The organism is Novosphingobium sp. NFX11, from assembly GCF_057376415.1.
Genome location: NZ_CP080384.1, coordinates 2,115,551 through 2,136,698 on the forward strand (window position 1 = coordinate 2,115,551; position 21,148 = coordinate 2,136,698).

Annotated in this window: 16 protein-coding genes; 7 read left to right on the forward strand and 9 right to left on the reverse strand. The window is 65.1% G+C overall.

The features are described from left to right. Window positions 1-28: 28 nt before the first annotated feature. Window positions 29-2,380 (reverse strand): caspase family protein, encoded by a 2,352-nt coding sequence (locus tag KZO24_RS10660; protein ID WP_271181888.1) that lies wholly within the window; start codon window positions 2,378-2,380, stop codon window positions 29-31. Further along, entirely contained in the window at window positions 2,314-6,549 is a 4,236-nt protein-coding gene (locus KZO24_RS10665; RefSeq protein WP_486486148.1) for a hypothetical protein, read from the reverse strand. Before KZO24_RS10665 ends, KZO24_RS10660 begins: the two co-directional genes overlap by 67 nt. Window positions 6,550-6,938: 389 nt before the next feature. On the opposite strand from KZO24_RS10665, the gene KZO24_RS10670 reads away from it, so the two are divergent. The 3 genes from KZO24_RS10670 to KZO24_RS10680 are packed head-to-tail and all read left to right on the forward strand — an operon-like array spanning window position 6,939 to window position 12,345. After that, a complete protein-coding gene (locus KZO24_RS10670) occupies window positions 6,939-9,386 on the forward strand; it encodes a hypothetical protein (protein ID WP_271181890.1) in 2,448 nt (815 codons plus the stop codon). Between the two features lie 7 nt (window positions 9,387-9,393). Further along, window positions 9,394-11,274 (forward strand): GMC family oxidoreductase, encoded by a 1,881-nt coding sequence (locus KZO24_RS10675; RefSeq protein ID WP_486486149.1) that lies wholly within the window; start codon window positions 9,394-9,396, stop codon window positions 11,272-11,274. 45 nt (window positions 11,275-11,319) lie between these two features. Next, window positions 11,320-12,345 carry a catalase family protein gene (locus tag KZO24_RS10680; RefSeq protein WP_486486150.1) on the forward strand — a complete coding sequence of 342 codons (1,026 nt, stop codon included), beginning with the start codon at window positions 11,320-11,322 and terminating at the stop codon, window positions 12,343-12,345. 185 nt (window positions 12,346-12,530) lie between these two features. On the opposite strand, the gene KZO24_RS10685 is transcribed toward KZO24_RS10680, so the two are convergent. The 7 genes from KZO24_RS10685 to KZO24_RS10715 form a co-directional block, all read right to left on the reverse strand. Continuing rightward, a complete protein-coding gene (locus KZO24_RS10685) occupies window positions 12,531-13,427 on the reverse strand; it encodes a Dyp-type peroxidase (protein ID WP_486486151.1) in 897 nt (298 codons plus the stop codon). Continuing rightward, window positions 13,382-13,927 (reverse strand): hypothetical protein, encoded by a 546-nt coding sequence (locus KZO24_RS10690; RefSeq protein ID WP_486486152.1) that lies wholly within the window; start codon window positions 13,925-13,927, stop codon window positions 13,382-13,384. Before KZO24_RS10690 ends, KZO24_RS10685 begins: the two co-directional genes overlap by 46 nt. A gap of 14 nt (window positions 13,928-13,941) precedes the next feature. Then, window positions 13,942-15,213 carry a hypothetical protein gene (locus KZO24_RS10695; protein WP_271181894.1) on the reverse strand — a complete coding sequence of 424 codons (1,272 nt, stop codon included), beginning with the start codon at window positions 15,211-15,213 and terminating at the stop codon, window positions 13,942-13,944. Between the two features lie 10 nt (window positions 15,214-15,223). Then, entirely contained in the window at window positions 15,224-15,661 is a 438-nt protein-coding gene (locus tag KZO24_RS10700; protein ID WP_271181895.1) for a hypothetical protein, read from the reverse strand. A 448-nt stretch (window positions 15,662-16,109) separates the two neighbouring features. Beyond that, window positions 16,110-16,658 carry a hypothetical protein gene (locus KZO24_RS10705; RefSeq protein ID WP_486486153.1) on the reverse strand — a complete coding sequence of 183 codons (549 nt, stop codon included), beginning with the start codon at window positions 16,656-16,658 and terminating at the stop codon, window positions 16,110-16,112. Between the two features lie 36 nt (window positions 16,659-16,694). Beyond that, window positions 16,695-17,030, reverse strand: a complete 336-nt coding sequence (locus KZO24_RS10710) for a hypothetical protein (protein ID WP_486486154.1) — start codon at window positions 17,028-17,030, stop codon at window positions 16,695-16,697. Window positions 17,031-17,201: 171 nt separating this feature from the next. Continuing rightward, a complete protein-coding gene (locus KZO24_RS10715) occupies window positions 17,202-18,566 on the reverse strand; it encodes a hypothetical protein (RefSeq protein ID WP_486486155.1) in 1,365 nt (454 codons plus the stop codon). 535 nt (window positions 18,567-19,101) lie between these two features. On the opposite strand from KZO24_RS10715, the gene KZO24_RS10720 reads away from it, so the two are divergent. From KZO24_RS10720 to KZO24_RS10735, 4 genes are all read left to right on the forward strand, one after another. Beyond that, window positions 19,102-19,686 (forward strand): hypothetical protein, encoded by a 585-nt coding sequence (locus KZO24_RS10720; protein WP_486486156.1) that lies wholly within the window; start codon window positions 19,102-19,104, stop codon window positions 19,684-19,686. A gap of 38 nt (window positions 19,687-19,724) precedes the next feature. Then, window positions 19,725-19,967, forward strand: a complete 243-nt coding sequence (locus tag KZO24_RS10725; protein ID WP_486486157.1) for a hypothetical protein — start codon at window positions 19,725-19,727, stop codon at window positions 19,965-19,967. Next, a complete protein-coding gene (locus KZO24_RS10730; RefSeq protein WP_486486158.1) occupies window positions 19,954-20,586 on the forward strand; it encodes a type II toxin-antitoxin system VapC family toxin in 633 nt (210 codons plus the stop codon). The genes KZO24_RS10725 and KZO24_RS10730 overlap by 14 nt, the downstream gene beginning before the upstream one ends. A 65-nt stretch (window positions 20,587-20,651) precedes the next feature. Further along, a complete protein-coding gene (locus tag KZO24_RS10735; protein ID WP_486486159.1) occupies window positions 20,652-20,918 on the forward strand; it encodes a hypothetical protein in 267 nt (88 codons plus the stop codon). The last annotated feature ends 230 nt before the right edge of the window (window positions 20,919-21,148 follow it).

Here is a 21,148-nt window from a genome sequence, read left to right on the forward strand (position 1 = left end):
GGGGAGACGGTTATGACCACGCCGTCAGTCATGCGGGCAGACCGAACAGCGCCTGCGCGCTGTAGAGCGCCGAGCCTTCGAGCAGCGGCTTCTGGTCCTCGCCCGCCATCTCGCGGGCAATGGCGGCGAAGACGTCCTGCGCGGTCATCCCGGCGCCCTGCCCGCGCAGGATCTTCGTCGCCGCGCGGGTGAATACGCCCGAGCCCGCCTCCTCCATCGCCGACTGCTCGGGCAGGCAGGCGCAGAAGGTGACATAGGACAAGTCCGCGCCGTAGATCTCGGAAGGGCTGGCCGCCGCTGCCCGGCTTCCGCGCGCGGCTTTGCGCGCCTCGTAAGCCTTGAGCGCGATCGCATCGGGCAGGCTGACGCTGCGTGGGCGACGGTCAGTGCGCCCGCCGAGCATCATCCGGCTCGACCGGCCGGAATGGCAGAAGTCATGGAAGCGGATGACCTTCACGCCGTCCGCCACTCTCATCAGATCGGGCCATTCGTCGTCGATGATCAGCCCGCCGTCACGCCAGTCGAGCGCCACCAGCGCCTCGTCCTTGTCGTCGGCGAACTGCTTGTCCTGCAACTCGTCCCCGTCGACGTCGAGGACGCGGGTGCCGTGGGAGGAGATATGGATCATCACGCTGTCCCCGGCGCGCGCCTTGCCGAGAACCCCGCGCAATGCCTCGCGGATCTGTCCTGCCCCGGCATCGGAAAGCACGGTGGCGGCGTAGCCCTGCTGGCGGAACGTATCCGCCCAGGTGTTCGCATCGTTGACGCAGCCGTAGAGGCGCATGCCTTCAGGAAAAGCGTCGTTGCCGATGCACAGCGCGATCTTCTGGCCACCGGGCTGCACCGGCGTCGCGGTCTGAGGCGGCGGCGCGGCGGGCACGAACTCGGCAGGCTGCTCGAACAGCCCCGCCGGCATGCCGTAGTAGTTCGCCGCCACGATCGCCCGGCCGACGCGCGGCTCGCCCGCCAGAAAGCGCGGCTTGACCACGCCCGCATCGCCCAGCCCCAGCATCCGCCGCAGCACGTTCTCGAGGGTCGCCACGTCATTGTCGAACCCGCCGTGCGAGCGCGAGCCCGAGGCCATCGTCGGCTTCGCGGCAGGCGCGGTGGGAGACAGGATCACCGCGTCCCGGAACGCGCGCTTCACCTCCGGGTCGGTGCGGATGAAGTCCTCCATCCCCAGGATCGGCGTCCCCTTCTTCGGCTCGAACGCGCGGCTGACGAGGTAGAGCAGCGACTTGCGGTAGATGTTGGCGCAGTTGTCCGCCCGCTCCGCCTCGCGCGTCATCGCGAAGAGGCTCGCCTCCTCGATCTTCTTCTTGCCGATCAGGCTGCCGAGCGTCTGCGCGAACAGGTCGTTGGTGATCGCCGGGGCCAGCAGGTGCATCTGCTTCACGCGCAGCTTGTCGGCGCAGAGCACCGGCAGGAAGTACGCATGGAAGATCGAGCCCGCACTGTGCCCCAGCGCGAAGATCGCACTCGGCTCCTTCCACGCCGCCGCCAGCTTTTCTGCGAACAGGCGCGCGCCGCCGCCGGTGTCGCTCGACCGGCGGGCGCTGTCCTTCATCGCGTCCCATAGCAGGGCGCCGACCTTGCCGCCGATCAGCTCCACCGCCGGGTCGGTGGTGTAATCGTAGATGTCGCGCGAGAGGGCGCGGCCCTTGCGCCGGTCACCCTCGACGATCTGCCAGAAGGTCTCCAGCCCGCCGGTCTCCCAGATGAAGAAGACAGGGTAGATGCCGTGCGCCATCCACCAGCGGTGATAGGCCCATGCCGCCGCGAGGCCGCTGCGCTCGTCGGTCAGCCCGCCGTGGGCGTAGAGCATCAGCCGGTAGCCCTGCTTGGCCTTGTCGACGATGGCGCTGACGAGCCGGTCGAGATCCGTCTCGTGCGTCGCCATGATCCCGTCGTCGGAAAGCACGCCCTTGCGCAAATTGACGACATGGAGCGCCAGTTCGCGCAGCTGCTCGGGCGCGCCGGTGAACGGGCCGGGATCGACGAAGACCGGCCAGGGCGACACCGCCACGGTGTCGCCACCGCGCGTCCTGGCCTCGGGCGCTTCCCCGGCCGAGGGCAGCCAGTCGGGTGCCACGACACTGGCCTTATCCCCGGCCGCATTCCAAGCCGCGAAGTAATCCCGCAAGGCCGCGATCCGCTCCAGCTGCTCCGCGCCCGGCTCAGCGCCCTCGCGCACCACCAGCAGTTCGACCGGCTGGCCGGGCTCCAGCCTGCGGTTGGCGCGGATCGATCCGTCGGGGAACAGCAGGTAGTGGAAGCGCTGGCTGAGCGCGGCCGAAGCCTTCAACTGCTCGGTCAGTTCCTTGACCGGGACATTGCCGACCCATTCGATCGCGAGCCAGTCCTTCTGCGCAGCGGCCATGAGCATCCTCCTAGGCATTGGCCTGTAGCGGCCGGGTGAAACGGGACAGCAGCATCGGCATCGTCGCGACGACGCCGGGAAGCAGGGTCAGCAGCGAGCCGGAGCCCTCGTGATCGAGGAAGGTGATGAGCACCGACCCCGCCGCGACCAGCAGCAGCAGCGGCACGCGCAGCACGTTCCACGCCCCGCCGCGCTGCGCGTCCTGCCGGAACTGGTGGAACCACTCGGGCTGCTCCAGCGTGCGGATCCAGTGCCCGAAGCTCTCGTTCATCAGCCGGAAGTTGGGATCGGTCTTGACCAGCCGCCGCGTCAGCAGGCTGTTGAGCACCGGGAAGTTGCTGGTGTTGATGAACTTGCCGTGCGCCAGATGGTGCAGCGTCAGATGCTCCTCCTTGCTGGAGCGCACCCATTCGCCCTGGTAGTAGTCGCCCAGGAAGTTCGCCATGTATTCGTGGATCTGCTCGCGGTAGACGTCGTTGAGATCGTTGAGCACGCCCAGTTCTCCCGGAGGCACAGGCGCGGTCATGTCGTCGATCGATATGCCGAACGAGCGAGATCTGGTCCTGGATGCGGTCGGACGGCACCTGTATCATCTCGCTGGCGATCGCCTCCGCCACCGCCGGATTGCGCGCCGCCCAGCGCCGCACCGAGGCACGGTTGACCGGGTCGTCGATCAGTTCCAGCAGCCGCTCCAGATTGGCGCCGCCGCGCGGCGGGTCTGGCTCAGCGTCGAGCGGCGCGGGCTCGGCCAGCGTCTCGGTCCAGGTGTAGGTGATGAATTCGGAGAACAGCTCGGCCCAGCGGTAGGACTCGCTCTCGTTCATGATCCCGGCGCTGCCCGCCACCTCGGCCTCGCGCTTCTCGCGGTCGCGCGCCTGCCGCAGCCGGACCAGCGGCATTGTCTGAACGAAGAAATAGACGTTGACCTCGGGCCGGGCGGTCAACTGCTCCAGCAGTGCCAGCGTCTTCACGCGCAGATCGCGGTTGGCGACGATGCTTTCGAAGCCGGTGACGATCCACGACTTGGCGGTGAGCAGCGCCATGCTCTTCTCGCCCAGCTTGCCGCGTTCGAGCGCAAGGTCGAACATCTCCAGCCGGTCGCGCGTGTCGAGCGAGTTCTGCAGCTTGCGGAATTCCCGCGTGGGATAGTTGATGAAGACGGCCTTGATCGGGCGGGTGGACTTGGTGCGGATCTGCTCGGGCGTGTGGCGCGGATGGAGCGCACGGAAGCCGAAATGCTGCAGGCCGAACAGGTTCTGCGCCGCCAGCACCAGCAGGCGCCAGGTCAGGAACGTCGCCACGCCCATGGCGCCGACCGCCAGCAGCCAGTCGCGCAGCACCACCAGCCCCGGGCTGCGCGGCATGGTGACGAGCGAGATGCCGGTGCGCGCCTGCGCCCAGCGCGCGTAGTCGGCCAGGACGCCGAGGCGAAGGTCGATCGGATGGTCGAAACGGACCGGATCGTCGGTCCACAGCTGCATGATCGCGGAGGCCATCTGCGAAGGCGCACCGGGCTCGGCGACGGCATGGTCGGCGACGAGCTTGCGGGCGGACAGATCGGCGGGCGCGGGCGTCTTCGCCTTGGGCGCGCCGTCGTAGAAGGGCCGCATCTGCGCGATGTCGTCGGCGATTTGCGTGCGCGATTGCTGCAGCACCCAGGCATCGGACAGCGAGCGGTCGGCGCGCAACTGCCCAGCCCCCGCGCAGCACGCAGCGAGTGCGGGGATGACCGCCAGCAAGTAGATCGTCACCAACTGATGGCGCAGCACGCGGTTGACGCGGCGCATGACGGAAGGCGGCACGAACCCGGCAGGCGCCGCGCGCATCCGCTCCATCCACGCCGGCAATCTGACGTCGATTTTGCGCAGCGAAAACCAGTCCAGCGCCGCGACTATCCACATCGCCACCAGCAGCACCGGATAGGCGAAGGCCCGCCAGTTCGCGCCAAGGCGGCAGGCCAGCACCACGCTCGCATAGATGCCGAGCGCGGCGTAGAACACAGTCGCGACCTTGCCCCAGCCGACCGGCAGAGTGCCCCAGCTATGGTCGGCATCCTTGCGCGCCAGCAGAATCAGCAGCAGGAACAGCCCCAGCGCCGCATGCAGGAACGCCGCGTCGCCCCGCGCCAGCAGCAGCCCGGCCGCCATCAGCACCACCACCGCCAGCTGCGCCGACATGCCGCGCAGATACCACTGGTCGGCCTCGGCGCTGTGGAACGGCTCGGGATCGGGCCAGAGCTTGCGCAGCAGCGAGCGCGGGTCGGTCGAGGCCATCACGCCCAGCCCCGCCGCCAGCACCAGCCCGACGCAGAGCATCGTCACCCCCGCGACGAAGGCCGGATCGAGCGCCGCCCTCTGCAGCTTCGAGCGGTCGTACCACGTCGCCACCAGCCAGTGCGCCGAGCAGGCGACGCCGATCGACATGCGCACCCGCTTGCCGCCGTAGCGCGCATCGAACGGAGCGCCTGCCGTGGGCTCCGCCGCGCGCCCATGCTGCGCAGCATCGGCAAGCCCGCAGCGCTCGTCGACCGATCCCGCGATGCGCGACAGCGTATCGACGGCGTCGAGCTGGCTGCCGAACGTCTCGTTGTGCGCGCGCGCCGGATCGGAATGCTGCAGCACTTCGAGGCTGGCGGGATCGATCACCGCATAGCCGAAGCCCTCGGGCACCGGCACCGCGAGCGTCGCGGCGGGCGGCTTTCCCGACATCACGAGGTTCGCGGCTCCCGCGCGGGTCAGCAGCACCACCATGCGCGCGTCGCCGTTGGCCGCCGCAGGCACCTGGTCGATCGTGTAGACCTGCCCCTTCCCGCAGCCGAAGCCGCCGTCAGCGCGCGTCTCCCCTTGGCGTCCGGTGCAGGGGATCACCTCCCCGGCGCGCAGGCGGCCGAAGTAGCGGCGCTCGCGAATGTCGGCGAGCGGGCGGTCCTTCGTCGGCAACTGGTCGATGATCGTGCTGCCGACCATGCTGCGCAACTGCAGCGCGGCCAGCGGCAATGGCGCCGGGTAAGTCTGCCACGGCGACGACGCCGCCCCTGCGCCCGATTGCTGCGACGAGGCCCAGCCATCCCCCCATACGGCCCTGGTATCCCGCTCGATCGCGCCGAGACTGAAGCCCACTTCGCGATCGACGTCCTGCGCGATGGCGGCGGCGAGGCCCTGCGCCATCGTGTCGTTGTCACGCCTGAGGTCGCCCCAGAACGCGATCACCGCGCAGGCGGTCACCAGCGTCGCCACCATCAGCGGCACCGCGGCGATGATGCCGACCACGTCCATCCAGCCGAGCGAGGCATTGTGGTCGATCGAGGCCAGCTTGATCAGCGGGATCAGCAGCAGCAGCACGACCACCGAGAATCCGAACGCCGCCTTGGTGAAGGGGCTCAGATTGTTGAGCACCGCCCCTGCGCTCGGCGGATCGCCCAGAGCGCTGAGCAGGCACCGGCGCGGCGCGCAGACATAGGGGCCTTCCTCGCGCTGGATCGTCACCGGCCGTCCAAGGTCGAGCGGCCACTGGTAGACCAGCCGCTCCCGCCCGCCGATCTCGATCTTCGGGGTCTTGCCCGAAGTGTCGGACGCGGGCACCGCGCCGCCTTCGAGCGCGGCCTTGTCCTTCGCTGCGGGCGGCTCGATGCGTTGGGGCCAGTCCCCGCGCAGCACGAGCAGGACTTCGCCGTCCGGCCCGGTGATCGCCAGTTCGCGCGCCCGCGTCTGCTCGCTACGCCCCGGAATTACCGGGGCCTGGATCACCGACTGCGCAGAACTCTGCGCACAGAAAGGCTCGCCGTCCTCGGTCGCGAAGGCCGACATCACCGGCTTGCGGTCACGCGCCTGGAAACCGTCGAGGGTCAGGCGCAGCTTCGTCGGCGCGGTCGGCATCGCGCGGCACCGGTCCTGCGCCGCGTAACGCACCTGGAAGCGGTCGCTTGAACTGTCGAGATTTGAACCGTCGCGCTGTCCATCCTGCGAGGCGCGCCGGGTCACCATGTCGCCAAGGTCCCGGAACAGGCTGGCCATGCGCGCCACTTCGCCGAAGTCCGCCTGTTGCCGCCGCAGCACGAGGTCCGAGCGCGCCTGGATCAGCAGCAGTCCGAAGAACAGCACCACCGCGATCGTGGTCGACAACAGCACAGCGAGCGAGCGGATGCCCGGCAGGGATGCGACGCCGGCCACGTCAGCCGATCCCGCACCGCGACGAACCTGCAAGGCGAAACCATCCGGCCACCGGCATGCCCCTATCCGAAGACGCCCTTAAGCATTTACCTCAGGGGCGCAACATTGTCCCAAATCCGCCGTATTTACCGGCGCTTTTCACGAACACTATTTACCGGACGCCGCAAGCCCCCAAATCATGACGATACATGCCATCAAACAGGACCGCTTAACTTCACCGAACGCCGTTCACTCTACAAGCCGTTGAATATCATGACGACTATTGGTCAACTTCAGCAATCCGGAAACCATCGTCTTCTTCCATTACAAATATCGTCACTTGACCGCCCTGCGAAACGGGAGCCTCCTTGAAGGGCATAGTCAGGCAAGGTGCTGTCGAGAGGGGGAGCATGGTGATCGCCAGAGGAATACTCCTGAGCGGATCGCTCGCGGCGCTGGCCGCCTGTCACGGCGGGCCGAAGGACGAGGCGCAGAAAGTCGGCGTGCGCGACGACACGCTCGTCCAGGCGGACGAAGACTACTTCCACGAAATGGACGACGGCGTCGCCCTCACCCCCGACGAAGTGAAGGGCCGCAACATGTGGCTGGTGTGGAGCGGCGGCAACGACCGCTTCTGGGACACCATGAGCAAGCCGACGCTGGGCGGCTTCGACCTGCTCAAGATCGTCGCCCCGCCGCCCGGCAGCCCCAATGCCCGGCCGACGCGCTGGAAAGTCATGGGCCTTGTCAACGAACCCTGCTTTTCCGCGCCGACGAATCCGGACGGCTACGGCCTCTGGCGAGACACGCGCGATCCGGGCTGCGCACCCGATCCCTTCGCGAATGAAAAGAAGTACCCCGGCATCCGCATCGGCGCGCGCGGGACGACGGTGCCGGTCGGCTCCTACTTCGGCGAGCCCTCGGGCATCCTCGGCCTGCGCCTGTTCCCCAATCCGGACTTCGACGAGAAGGCGAAGGCCCGCTGGGACGCGAAGCGCTATTACAGCGACGCGCGCTACTACAACGATCCCAGGCTGGTGCGCCCCTACCGCGTGGGCATGAGCTGCGGGTTCTGCCACCTCGGCCCCAGCCCGACGCGCCCGCCCGCCGATCCCGAGAAACCCGCCTTCGCCAACCTCAACTCCACGGTCGGCGCGCAGTACATGTGGGTGGACCGGCTGTTCATGTGGAAGGCCGACCCGTCGAACTACATGTACCAGCTCGTCTCGACATACCGGCCGGGCGCGATGGACACTTCGCTGGTCTCCACCGACAACATCAATAACCCGCGCACGATGAACGCGGTCTACCTGCTCGGCGACCGGCTCGGCGCCGCGCGCAAGTTCGGGCGCGAGACGCTGGCGGGCGGCAGCCGCAAGAACGTGCAGTTCAACGACATCCTCGATTCCGGCCCGCTCACGCAGTATTTCGAGAAGCCTGCGACCGTCTGGACACCGCACGTGCTCAAGGACGGCGCCGACGCGGTGGGCGCGCTGGGGGCTCTGAACCGCGTCTATCTCAACATCGGGCTGTTCTCGGAAGAGTGGCTGACGCACTTCAACCCGGTCGTCGGCGGCAAGATCATCAGCCCGATCGAGATCGCCACCGCCCGCCGCAACTCCGCCTACTGGCGCGCGACGGAGGCGGGGACGCCGCTCACCGCGCTGTTCTTCCTCAAGGCCGCGCGGCCCGATCCTCTGGCCAATGCGCCGGGCGGTGCGGGCTACCTCAAGGCGAGCCCGCAAGTGCTCCAGCGCGGCGCGATGGCTTTCGCCAATACCTGCGCGCGCTGCCACTCCAGCAAGCAGCCCGACGCGCCCGCAGGCGCTTCGCTGGTCGATGCCATCGGCCCCGACTACCTGACGCGCTTCAAGGCATGGTGGCGCTGGACCCAGACCGAGGACTTCAAGAGCAGGATGCGCGCCCTCGTCGCGCGGCCGGACTTCCGGCAGGGCAACTACTTCAGCACCGACGCGCGCATCCCGGTGACGCTGCTGCGCACCAACTTGTGCAGCCCGCTGGCGACCAATGCCCTGCGCGGGAACATCTGGGACAACTTCTCGTCCGAAAGCTACAAGGTCCTGCCCTCGGTCGGCACCGTCGCCTATCAGGACCCCTTCACCGGAGAGGCCCGCGCCTATCGCATGCCCGCCGGAGGACGCGGCTATACGCGCGTGCCCTCGCTGGTCTCGCTGTGGTCGACCGCGCCGTTCCTGCTGGCCAACACGGTCGGCACGTTCAACGGCGATCCGTCCGTGGCGGGACGCATGGCGGCGTTCGACGACGGCATCGCCAAGATGCTCTGGCCGAACCTTCGGGAACGCGACGCGATGCTGCCCGGCGCCTGGGGCATGATCGACCGCACGACGACGCGCAGCAAACTCTACGTGCCCTCCTCGTTCATCCCCGACGCCCCGGGACCGCTGGACGATCAGGCGCGCAAGGCCCTGCGCTCGCTGGAGAACGCGGACGGCGACATCGAACTGGGGCCGATCCCCAAGGGAATGCCCGTGAACCTGCTCGCCTCGCTCCAGCCGCTGGCGGAAAGCCGCGATCCGGCCACCATCGCGCGCCATTACCGCGACCTCATCGTGCTGCTGGCACAGCTCAAGAAGGGCCTGCTGACCCTGCCGCGCGGGGCCGACGACGCGGCGGTGCGCGCCCACTTCGCCTCGCTGCGGGGACCGTTGATGGCGCTCAACAAGTGCCCCGACTTCGTGGTCAATCGCGGCCACTACTTCGGCACCGAGGAGTTCAACCGCTATCAGCGCACCCGCGACGAGCGCGATTTCGGCCGCGAGCCTGTCCTGTCCGACGAGGACAAGCGGGCACTGGTCGAATACCTCAAGACGCTCTGAGCAGGCGGTGCCGCAGGGCGAACACGACTACATCGTGGTGGGGTCGGGCGCGGCCGGAGGCACCGTCGCGGCGCGGCTTGCCGAGGCGGGAATGCGGGTGCTGGTCATCGAGGCGGGGCCGGACCCCTGCGCCGGGGACGCGAGGACACAGGCGGACTACGCGGTGCCCGCCTTCCATCCCTTCGCCTCGGAGAACCCCGAATTCGCGTGGGATTACCGCGTGCGGCATTTCGCCGCTCCTGCAGGCGACCTCGTCAGCTACCCCCGCGCCGGGGCGCTCGGGGGCTGCACGGCGCACAATGCGATGATCTTCCTGGTCCCGCCAGACAGCGACTGGGCGCATCTGGCCACCCTGACCGGCGATCCGGGCTGGTCGCCCGAAGCGATGCGAGGGCACCGCAAGGTGGTCGAGGACTGCCGCCACCGCCCGCTCTGGCGCCTGCTCGCCCGCCTCGGCATCGACCCGACCGGACATGGCTGGGACGGCTGGCTGCCGGTCGGAAAAGCGGCGCCGATGCGCGCCTTTCGCGATGCGGCACTGATCCGCTCGCTGCTGCTGGCGACGCTGGTGGACGTGGCACGGGGCCGAAACTGGCTCTCGCGCATCGGCGTGTTCCTGCGCGACTGGGGCGATCCCAACGACGACAGGCGGCAGGACCGCGAACAGGTCTGCTACACCCCGCTCACCACGCGCGGCCACGCCCGCAGCGGCGCGCGCGAGCGGCTGGAGGCCGTGCGCGAGGCTCACCCCGACCGCATCACCATCCTGACGGACTGCCTCGCTACCCGCGTCCTGTTCGACAGGAGCGGGGTCGCAAACGGCGTCGCCTGGCTGAAAGGCCGCCACCTCCACCGCGCCAGCCCGCAGCCCCGTGCAGGAGGCGAGGAAGGCGCCAGCTTCGCCCGGCGCGAGGTCATCCTCGCAGGCGGCGCCTTCGCCACGCCGCAACTGCTGATGCTATCGGGCATCGGCGACGCCAGCCATCTCGCCGAACACGGCATCGCCTGCCGCAAGCATCTGCCGCAAGTCGGATGCAACCTGCAGGACCGCTACGAGATCGGTCTGGTCCACCGCATGGCGAAGCCCTGGCGCTCGCTGCAGGGCGCGACCTTCAGCCCCGGCGATCCGCTGCACCACATGTGGCGGAAGCGGCGGCGGGGCATGTACATCTCGAACGGCGCGGCGCTCGCCGCGCTGCGTCGCTCCAGCACCGCGCGGGACCACGCGCCCGACCTGTTCCTGATGGGGCTCATGGCGCGCTTTAAAGGGTACTATCCCGGCTATTCCGCCGAGCTTTGGCCGGGGCTCGACGGGTTCAGCTGGACCGTGCTCAAGGGCCAGACCGGCAACCGCGCGGGCACCGTGCGCCTTGCCTCCGCCGACCCGCGCGATCCGCCGCGTATCGACTTCGCCCACTTCACACAGAACGGGGAGGCCGACCTCACCGGCCTCGTCGAAGGACTGGAGATGGCCCGCGCCCTCGCCCGCCCGCTGATCGCGCGCGGGGTGATCGCCGAGGAGGAACTGCCCGGCCCTCACCTCACCGGCGCGCCCTTGCGCGACTGGGTTCGCGCCAACGCATGGGGACACCACGCCTGCGGCAGCGCGGCGATCGGGCCGGTGCTCGATCCCTCGGGCCGGGTCCACGGGATCGAGCGGCTGCGCGTGGTCGATGCCTCGATCTTCCCGCGCATCCCCGGCCTGTTCATCGCCGCGCCGATTTACCTCGCGGCCGAGAAGCTGGCCGCCGACATCCTGCGCCTGAATAGGAGAGCTGACCGATGCTGCGCTTTCTGCACCGCCTGCTCGAAGCGGGCCTCCACTTCGAGCGGCGCTTCGATCCCTTCTTCCGCCCCGCACTCGACGCGGTGGTGCGCATGCCGCTGACGCGGTTCTTCAACTGGACCATCAACGTCACCCGCAGCCGCGACGTTGCCGCCGCTGGCGCAGGGGCGCATCGATCCCGACGAGGACATCAGCCTCGACACCATCATCGCCGAGATGCAGCATCACCTCGACCTCGACTTCACCCCCGGCACTTACGAACGCGCGGGCAACACCAAGACCCACGGCCTCGTCCGGGCGACTTTCACGGTATTGCCGGGCCTGCCCGAGCACGTGCGCCGGGGCGTCTTCGCGGCGGAGCGCAGCTTTCCCGCATGGGTCCGCTTCTCCAACCCCGGCCCCCATGTCGAGCCCGACATCGACGACGTCGGCTTCGGCTCGATGAGCGTGAAGCTATGCGACGTGCCCGGCCCCAAGCTGATGGACGACGAGCATTCCACGCAGGACTTCACCTCGGTCACCGTCATCACCTTCCCCACGCCCGACACGCGCACCAACGCGCACCTGCAATACTGGAGCCGCCGCGAGATGGGGGTCTGGTACTTCCTGAACCTCAGGCGCCCGCACGTGCGCGACTTCATCATGCAGGCGCTGTGGAACCGTACGCTCGCCAATCCGCTGGCCAACACGTACTTCTCCTGCACGCCCTACCTGCTGGGAGAGGGGCAGGCGATGCAGTACAGTTTCCACCCCCTCACCCCCGTCACGACGCGCATTCCCCGCCTGCCGCTGCGTCCCGGCGACGACTACCTGCGCGACAACCTCGCCGCCTCGCTGCGGGAAGGCGAGGCCTGTTTCGAGATGCGCCTGAGGCTGCAGCGCGACCCGTTCCTTCAGCCGATCGAGCAAGGCGCGGTGCTGTGGGACCCGGCGCGCACGCCCTATATTCCGGGGGCGCGGATCACGATCCCGGCCCAGGAATTCCGCTCGCCTGCACAGTTCGCCTTCGCCCGGCAACTGACGTGGAACCCCTGGCACTGCGTTCCCGAGCACCGCCCCCTCGGCAACCAGAACCGCGCACGGCGGCGGCTCTACTTCGAAATGTCGCGCTACCGGCAGGGCAAGAACGGCGAAAGCCACGCCGAGCCGACCGGGCACGAACAGTTCGACTAGGGCCTGATCGTGTTTGACTGAAACACCGTCCGTCATCCCCGCGAAGGCGGGGACCCATCTGATGACGGTGCAATTTGCCACTTCAGGAGTTGGGTTCCCGCCTTCGCGGGAATGACGATGATTGAATTGAAGTCGGTCACACGCCAGCTTTTCGCCACCCGCAAGCACAGCGAAGCAATGACGAATTAGGGCGCGTCCTCGAGTATCCGCGCCAGCCCGCCGATCCCCGGCAGGAAGAAGTACGCCCCGCCAACCACCGTCACGAAGCGCGGCAGTCCGGCGACGAGGCGCGGATTGCCATCCCCGTCGTGCCACGCGAAGGCGTCCGTCGCCTGCCCGCTGCGGACCGGACAGCGGTTGCCCAGCAGCGGGTCCTGCTCGCCCGAAAGCCCGCCGAAGTAGGGGCTGGCGATCCAGCTACCCTGCACGAATTCGAACTGCCGCGCGAGGCTGGCGTTGAGGCAGATGAAGTGCAGCCCGCACTCTTGCGCCACCGCCTCTCCGGCGATCACCGCAAGCGGCTCCGGCGCCGCGCCATAGGGCCGCCCCCGCCGCAGGAGCCGGTGAAACCGCGCCGAGGCCACCGCGTCATGGATGGCCGTGCCCTTGAACCCGAGCGAGGACACCACATCCCGCAGGAACCCGCGCCGTCCTTGCGGATCGTCGCCGCTGCGCGGATTGGCGCGGCGGACGTGTGCGCCCACCGGGCATGCAATCCCGTCCGGGTCGCCCGCGAAAGTAAAGCCGTTGAGCCCGTGCGCGGCCAGTTCCGGCAGCGGCTGCCCCTCGATGCCCCGCCCCACCATCCGCTCGGCCAGCGCGACTGCCCCGTCCCTGCCGGCGATCCGCGCGGTCCAGTCCCAGAAGCCGCCCACGTCCTGCATCAACTGGCGATAGACGAGGTACGTCCCGTTACGCCCGATCCCCCGCTGCACCGGATGATCCGCCACGAACCCGTACTCGTTGCCATGCCCCAGCAGGAATTCGCCGAGCGCGATCCGATCGCGATAGTCGCGGTCCTTCGCCCCGCCGGGTCTCAGCGTGCCCTCCCAGTCGACCTCCGGTTGCGAGACACCGTCCACGAAGCCGAACGGCTCGCGCCCGACCGGTCCACTCGCGTCGTTGATACGCAGAAGCGTGCAGGCGTCCGGCGGCATCGCGCCGAGTATCGCATCCTGCCACGCGGCAATGTCCCCCTCCCCGCCAACAGCATCAGCAGCACATGCGGCTCCGCCTCGCCGCTGCCCCAGCGCCAGTATTCGGGCGCACTTTCCTCCACGTCCCCCAGCCGCCGCGAGCGCGAGGGATCGCCCGCCATCCCGTCGAGGAACTCGGGCGCGAAGCCGGGCACATCGTCCACCGGCAGGCCCAATGCCCGCAGCCCCGCCGCCGTGAAGGCCAGCTGGCAGACCCGCTCCAGCCGCCGCGCCTCCGCCTCGGCCAGCGTCGTCACCGCCAGCGAGCGCAGCCACGCCCGCGCCGCGCCCGGCTGCGCAACCTGCAGCAGCACATAGCGCGCGCCGCCGAGCGACCCGAACCCGCGCCCGACGAGCGCCTGCACGTCGGTGCCCAGCCCTTTCATCTCTCGGCGCCCGTTCATATCTCGGCGATCCAGCGGCGCAGCGCACGCCCGCGCGGCCTCGCCTCGAACCCCGCGCGGATGCGGGCATTGCGCGCCATGTCGTAGTTGGACAGCCCCGGAAACGCCTTGAACCATACCTGCGTCGGGATCTGGTGATGGAACAGGTAGCGCTTGAAGTCCTCCTCCCGCCGCGCCCCGCCGCGGATCAGCCAGTCGGTGCGCGGATAGCCGAGGCCGTTGGAGAACGACAGGTTCAGCCCGAAGGCCACCTTGTTGATGAAGTCGTCGTTGTACGCCTCGCGGCTGCCGTCGTAATTGCTGGCGAAATAGACGCGGCGCCTGTCGTCGAGGAACGTCCAGCTCGCGAAGTGGATCGTGTTCACCCGCGCGAGCCGCCCCTTGCGATAGATGTGCCGCGCGCCCCAGCCGATTACCCACAGGATCACCACCGCCAGCCACCGCCGGAAGCGCCCCGGCTTGAGCGAGCCGATGGCGCTGTACTGGTTGGTGATGTCGTGGTCCTCCTGCGCCGAGAGCATGCGGTTGCGCTCCCGGTCAGGCACCGGGGCGAGCACCGGGTCGGTCTTCTCCCGGCGGCGCAGCAGCAGCACGAACGGCAGCAGACCCAGCACGATCAGCGGCAGCAGGAGCAACCCCAGCACCGGCAGCAGCAGGAAGTGCGCCAGTTCTCCGAGCCGGTGCAGGATCGGCATCTTCTGCAAAGGCGTCAGCGGCACTGCCTGCCCCGCTTGCGCCAGGATCGGCCAGAGCGTTTCCGGATCTTCCGTCCGGTGCGCCAGCCGCGCCACGCGCAGCGCGCGATGCAGCGCCGCCTCCTCGGCAATCTGCCGGGTGCCCCGCCCGCGCCAGTTGATGTAATTGGCCGCCGTCCGGCAGCGATGCGCGCGCATCCACGCGATCAGGTCGGTGCGCGGCTCGAAGTCGATGCAGAACCCGAATATCTTGCGCAGCCCCGGCCCCGCCACCACCGCCAGCGCCTCGAGGAACTCCGCATCCCCGCCATCGTAGTCGGCGATGAACGCCAATCGCACCGGCTCGGTCACCGGCAGGCTCTCGGCCAGCGCGATGCGGTCCCGCAGCGAGGGATCGTCGAGCACGACGAACCGCGCGACATGGATGCGCTTGAGCCGCCCGAACGGCACCAGCCAATTCTCGGGCTCTGCCTGGCCGGGAGACGAGGTCATCGACGCCAGCGTCCGCTCCAGTTCGACGCGTACGCCGAAGCGGAGGGGCGAGGCGATGAAGATGTGTCCCTGCCGGATCACGGCGGCCCGATCAGCCGCCGAACTCGAGCGCGAAGTCGATCAGCCGCGTCTTGTCCCAGTAGACCTTGCCCAGATAGAGCCCCGGCTCGATCATCCGGATCTCGTCGCGCACGTGCGATGCCAGCAGCGAAGTGTCGGAATAGTCGAGCACGATGCACTCCTTGCCGTCCAGCCAGCTCGGCTCCTTGTAGACTTTGGCGACGATCGCCTTGAGCCCGAACGGCAGGATGGTGTTGCGCAGGAAACCATGCTCGCCGTCGAAGACCTTGCCCTGCCAGGCGAAGATATTGATGAGCTTGGCGATCTCGTCCGAAACCGAGGTGCCCGGCGCGATGATCGCCGTCCCCTTGGCCTCGCCATCGGGAATCGGCCCCGCCTCATGCGCGGAAAACAGCGCATCGAGCGCCGCCTGGTCCATCTTGAGCCACTGCGATACCGACTGTCCCATGGCGATCCTCCCAAATCGGCCTGCCAGGTCTGTGCGCATCAGAAATCAATACAATATAATGACTTATACATTTGATTAAACTGGCGGCAATATTCTGATATTCGCCTTAATCCGACCTGCCTGATCACAATCAACACAGCGAACAAAATGCGCCAACCACAGCGTACTATTCTGCACACTCTGCCACCACTGACATTGGTTGTTAAGCGATTACGTCTCCGCCATGGACGCTGAAACATGCGCCCCAAAGGGATTAGTAAGCGATATGCCCCGTCGTAACGAGCACACATATGAGGATGTAAGTGGCGGAGAGGGTGGCAGCTAAATCAAGCCATTATATAACTGATGTAGCTGAATATTTTTTCATCTCAATTCGTCAATGCCATGCCTGATACCATGGATTGAAAATTTGCCGCCGTTTTGAGTTTAAGAGGGATTCGAACCAGTGTCAGATTTTTTCTGGATCCAGTTCGATGTCTTGGATACGACACCGTTGGGCCACGGCATCTCGAATTTGAGATATGGGCGCCTTGATCTTAGCCAGGGCTCCGATCTTTAGGGCTTTGTCATCTGTTGCCTGCGCTTCGGCAAGTGCCGCAAGTACAAGGTCCCAGGAGCTTTCACTTCCGGTCCAAACGCCGTTAGCAACGGAAATCCAATCTTTCCCTTCGCAGTATCCAGAATGCTCTGCGTCAGCCAAAGCGGAAGCCAGCCTGTCTTGAGCCTGAACCAGAGTGAGGTTGAGGGCGTCGATCGACGCGCTGTCAGGCTTTGTCGCGTCAGCGGACTGAGCCTGCCTGAGGACGATGAAGCCCGCATCGACGAGGCCATCGATAGCCTTATCAATGCTGCCCCGGATCCGCGTCCATTGGCCGCTACGATATTGCTCAATGCGCAGCTTTTTTGCCACTGCGCCAGTACGGAGAAAATTAAATAGGTTCCAACTGAGACTCGCAGCAATGCCCAGCCCAGTGAGGCTCCAACCCACGGTCTGCACCGTGGTTACTCCGTCCCCTGCCATTGGGCTCTACTATTAACGGGCGACCAAATCGCGGTTCGTAAGGATTGCGGAGATTCCTCGGTCGAACTGACGCTTGATCAAGTCGCTCGCGGTCAATTTATAATGCGAAAAAAACGCATCCCGATCGAGGCCGACCTTCTGAAAACTAGTCGCCAGCAAGCCCTGCACAAAAGACGGACTAACGGCATAGATGTGGTCAGGCACGACGATTTCGACCGGATCGAGGAGATCATCGAACTCGTCCAAACCAAAGGCTTCACGGGCCGCTAGGCCGCGCTCATGCCCGCTCAGGTTATGGACCTTCCCGTTCTCAGTCAGCTGATCGAGATCAATCATCAACTTGCCCATCTTCGTCATCCTCCGGGGTAAACAATCCCGGATCCAATGTGAATGCCACGCTAACGAGCGTGCCTGCAAAATGTGCCGGGAGATCAAATGCCATCTCCCGGTCTGGTGGGGATATAGGGTCATTGCCCTCATTACACCACTGTACGCGATTACCCTTTCCGTCGGCCTTCCCTACAAGATTCGGCGATCGGAGTCGAATACAGGATTTTCCGGACACGATCGTGACACGAGCATCGCAACCGACCTCAGGATGCCCCCGAGCTCACCGACGAAGTCGAGCATGTCCTGGAGGCCCGTCCCTCCGCGCCGGCCGTTGAACGCCTTATGCGCAGAAGTCACACCATCCTGTAGGGCTGCGATGGTGACGAGTGTCTCTTTTGACTGCCCCGAGCGCTCGTGCCGGGCGTAGTCATAGCAAAACTTTTGAATTGCATCGGGCGCAGATTCGATCGTCTGCGCGATCGATTTTCCGACGCTTAGAAATGCGAGAAAGCAGCGCATGGAGTTTGGCCGCCCTGGCATGTCGCGTTTGGCCATAAAGGCGGCCATCGACCAATCACCGTCACCGTCGCCCGAACTGTGCCGCTCCGCGTTATCCAGAATTTCGCCAACCATATTGGCGAGATGCGCCTTGCCCTCAAGAGTTAGCTCCCAGCCCAAATCATCGCCACCGGAAGAACTGTTTTTGGAGGCAACAGACAGCCACTCATCAACCACTTCGATAAGCTTGTCATTTAACTGCTCTCGGCTCTGTGGTCGCAGGAGAGCGCTGGGAGATTGTGTCGTGCCGTGAGGGCGCCGCCGCCAGATCTCGAATGGCCACACATTATCCCGGTTTTTTACGCCACCTAGCCGGATATTGAGGACCCGGCCGAGGCCAACGGCATCGAGAACCTTTTGCGTAGGCATGCTCATCCTGCCGCCCCGGAATATTGGGCTCAACTGATGCCAAATTTCGGCAACGACAAGATACGCGCCTATATCATCACAATAATCATCAACGAAATCGAGGTACGCATTGACCTCTTCGCGCTCTAAGCGAGACAAGGCCTTCAAACTTTCAATCGTCTCAACCGGATGATCAATAAAATTTAAGTTCCGCAGCTCAATTCGTGGAAACTCTGACTTATATCTCCGCGCCGCGATCCGCTTCCAGTGGAGCAGGCGGTCAGGGTCGATGTGATCGAGTAGAGCCGACGGACTTCGGTCACGCATCAGCACGGAGCGGTCAAGCTTACCGATCCGCCGGTTCGCAACAAGACGCTTTTTAAGAGATCGGGCCCGATCGTTAGCGAAGCGTTTGACATTGGCATTATGAGATGCGTCGTGACCGGCGCCCTTGGCGGCCTTCTTTATTCGGCGACGCTTGTCCGATAGAGTGTTGGCCAACACTAACTTAGCTTTCTGCTCTGCTTCGAGGCCCACTGCTTCAGGGCGAAAGCCATTTCGAATAATGCTGGTAATCCAACCCTTATTCTTTCCGCCACCCCACCTGCGCATTTTTATTCCGCTACCGCCTTCCACATCAAAGAGCATCAATACCTTGAGCTTCGAAAAAGAAAAGGTGACCCGTTCTAATTGCGCGATTAATTTCCTGCAAACGTCTCGATGCTCGCTCGATTGCCATATGCCCTGCGGTTCGATCTGGCCCAGAAATGCACGCTCCTCGATGCGTCCAGCATAAGGGCGGCAGCGGCGTCAGCTGCGATGTCGTAAGGGATCTCCCAACAACTAACGACGGCGACGGCCATCCGGTCATGCGGGTTGTCCGGCTCGCGTACCAGCCGCAGCTCTTCGCCGGGCGGCATAGCGCAAGCTCGCCTTGGCGGCCGAGCATCGACGAGGCCAGGGCCGATGCGATCAAGCCCAAGCTCGCATCTTGGGATGAAAGCTAGCGCGAGTGGTTCCTTGCGGTCCCGGTGGACTTGGTCTTCAGGAAGGCCGAGGAAGCCAGGCGCGCCGCCTGATATTAATAACTTCCGCTGTAGGCTTGACGTATGTAGGGTAATGCTCGCCGCATTCGCCTGGCCATGAGGGAGTGGATCGCCAATCATGTCTGTCCATTGTCTCTATGTCTGAGACCATCACTCTGAGCATCAGTGGTGCTGGCGTTGGCACTGATGCCCCGACGATCGAAGATCTTCTCGACCAACTCAGAGATTATTTCGTTGTCTATCATGGCGTTGAACAGGCTATCGCCGGCGACGCAATGAGGCGTGTAATTTGGCGCGTAACTGACGCGTCTAAGAACAGCCCGTTGCAACTGACCGTGACTGCCTACCCTGCGAATGTTGCGAGCAAGGATTTCGAGCAGGCAGCGCGGGCGACGAAGATCGCTGCGGCAGACGGGTTACGTCGCCTCATTGAAAGCGGCGAACGCCCTTCGTTCTTCACTGATAATGTTCTTCAGGCAGCGGACCGCTTTGTACGGCGCGTGACTGATGGGCTCAGCAGGACCGCCATTGATAACGATGACGGTCAGCCCCCCGTGGTCCTTACTCCGCTTTTGGCGCGCGATACTGCCGAGCACATCAGAGCAGTGCTGGAGCCGCCCCCGATTAAAACCTACCGAGAACTCGGAACCTTGGAGGGAACGATAAAACGCGTCGGGCGGGATGGCTACGGCCACCCCTACTCTGGCTCGAGCACAGGTTGACTGGCAGCGAGGTTAAGTGCTTCCTTGAAGGAGAAGCCTTGCGGCTGGTGGAAGAACATACGGTAGACGATGTCGTTTTCCGCGGACGACAAGCTGAAGTTGTTGGCCGCATCGATTATAAATCCGTAGGGCGCATCAGCGCCGCGCATATCCACACAATCCGCTTCAAGCCAGCCGATGATAAGTTGCCCGCTCTAGAGGACGTCATCGACCAGGCGTTTACGCGGGGGCTCCAGTCAGACGTTTATCTAGAAAGGCTGCGTGCCGGTGCCCAAGCCTAAGCGTATCGCCTGGGACGCATGCGTGTGGATCGCAGCGATCACGCGGGAGCAGTACCCTTTGGAAGACGGAACAATAGAGGATAGAGATATTCTCTGCCGTGCCATAATCGACGATGCGAAAGCAGGTAAGATTGAAATCACCACGTCGGCTTTTTCCCTCGTAGAGGTTTGTAAAGTCGCGGACGATACGGACGAGCCTGGAGACCGGCTCTTCGACTTTTTCAGACACCATTGGATTTTGATGGTGTCTGTGGATACCAATGTCGGGCAGATCGGCAGGGCGCTGATGAGAGCGGGGCACCCGAAGCTAAAGCCTGCAGACGCGACCCATATTGCATGCGCAATTGTTGCAGAAGCCACCGAATTTCAGACCTTTGATCGCGCGCTGCTCGCGCTCGACGGCAAGATCGAACTGCCATCTGGGGGAAAATTGGCAATTAAGAAGCCCTCCATTCATGGATCGCTACCTCTATTCGCCTCCGCGCCATCCGGTCCATCTGCACCAGTCCCGGTTGATGTGCCTGTAGGCGAAACGTACCCCGCCCTCACTTCCTCTGTCGGGCTCAGCAGTTCTATGCCCAGACTCACTGAAAACAGCGACCCAACGGCAACGGAGTAGGTGAACGCAAAAAAGGCGCCTGCGGCCGAAGCCCAAGCGCCATCTAATAATTACCGGAGGTGGTCATGAGCAGTCGACAGTTAGAAGAGCAGCAAGAACGCGAGTTCCGTGCGTGGGTCGCATCGGAAGTCGGGCTTACCTTAGAAGAGCTGGAAACGCTGGACTTCGACGTCGACGCTCGGGATGGAAATGACGACATGGTTTACGGCCACATCGTTACTTTTCATGAGGGGTCCGATCCAGATCTGTTGGCGAAGGTGGGCGGCCTTCAAGATGGCCGCTGGGTTTCGATTGGCTTCCCGCCAGAGGATCCCGAGCCGGAAAGTGAATGAGCGCCTGAATGCCGGACTGCAAAAATCAGCGCACCCATGAGGCGTTTTTCGCGTTTGCAACATGAACCAAGTTTCAAGATAAGGAGTGTGCCTTTCTAGGCATCCTCTCCCAAACTTCAAAAGGGGCCGGTCATTTGATCGGCCCTTCTTTTATGCGGGACCCGCTCTCGGGCTGCTGGTCACTCGTCAGCTTTGACTGCCCATCCTTCATAGATTCAGCGGTCGCCCAG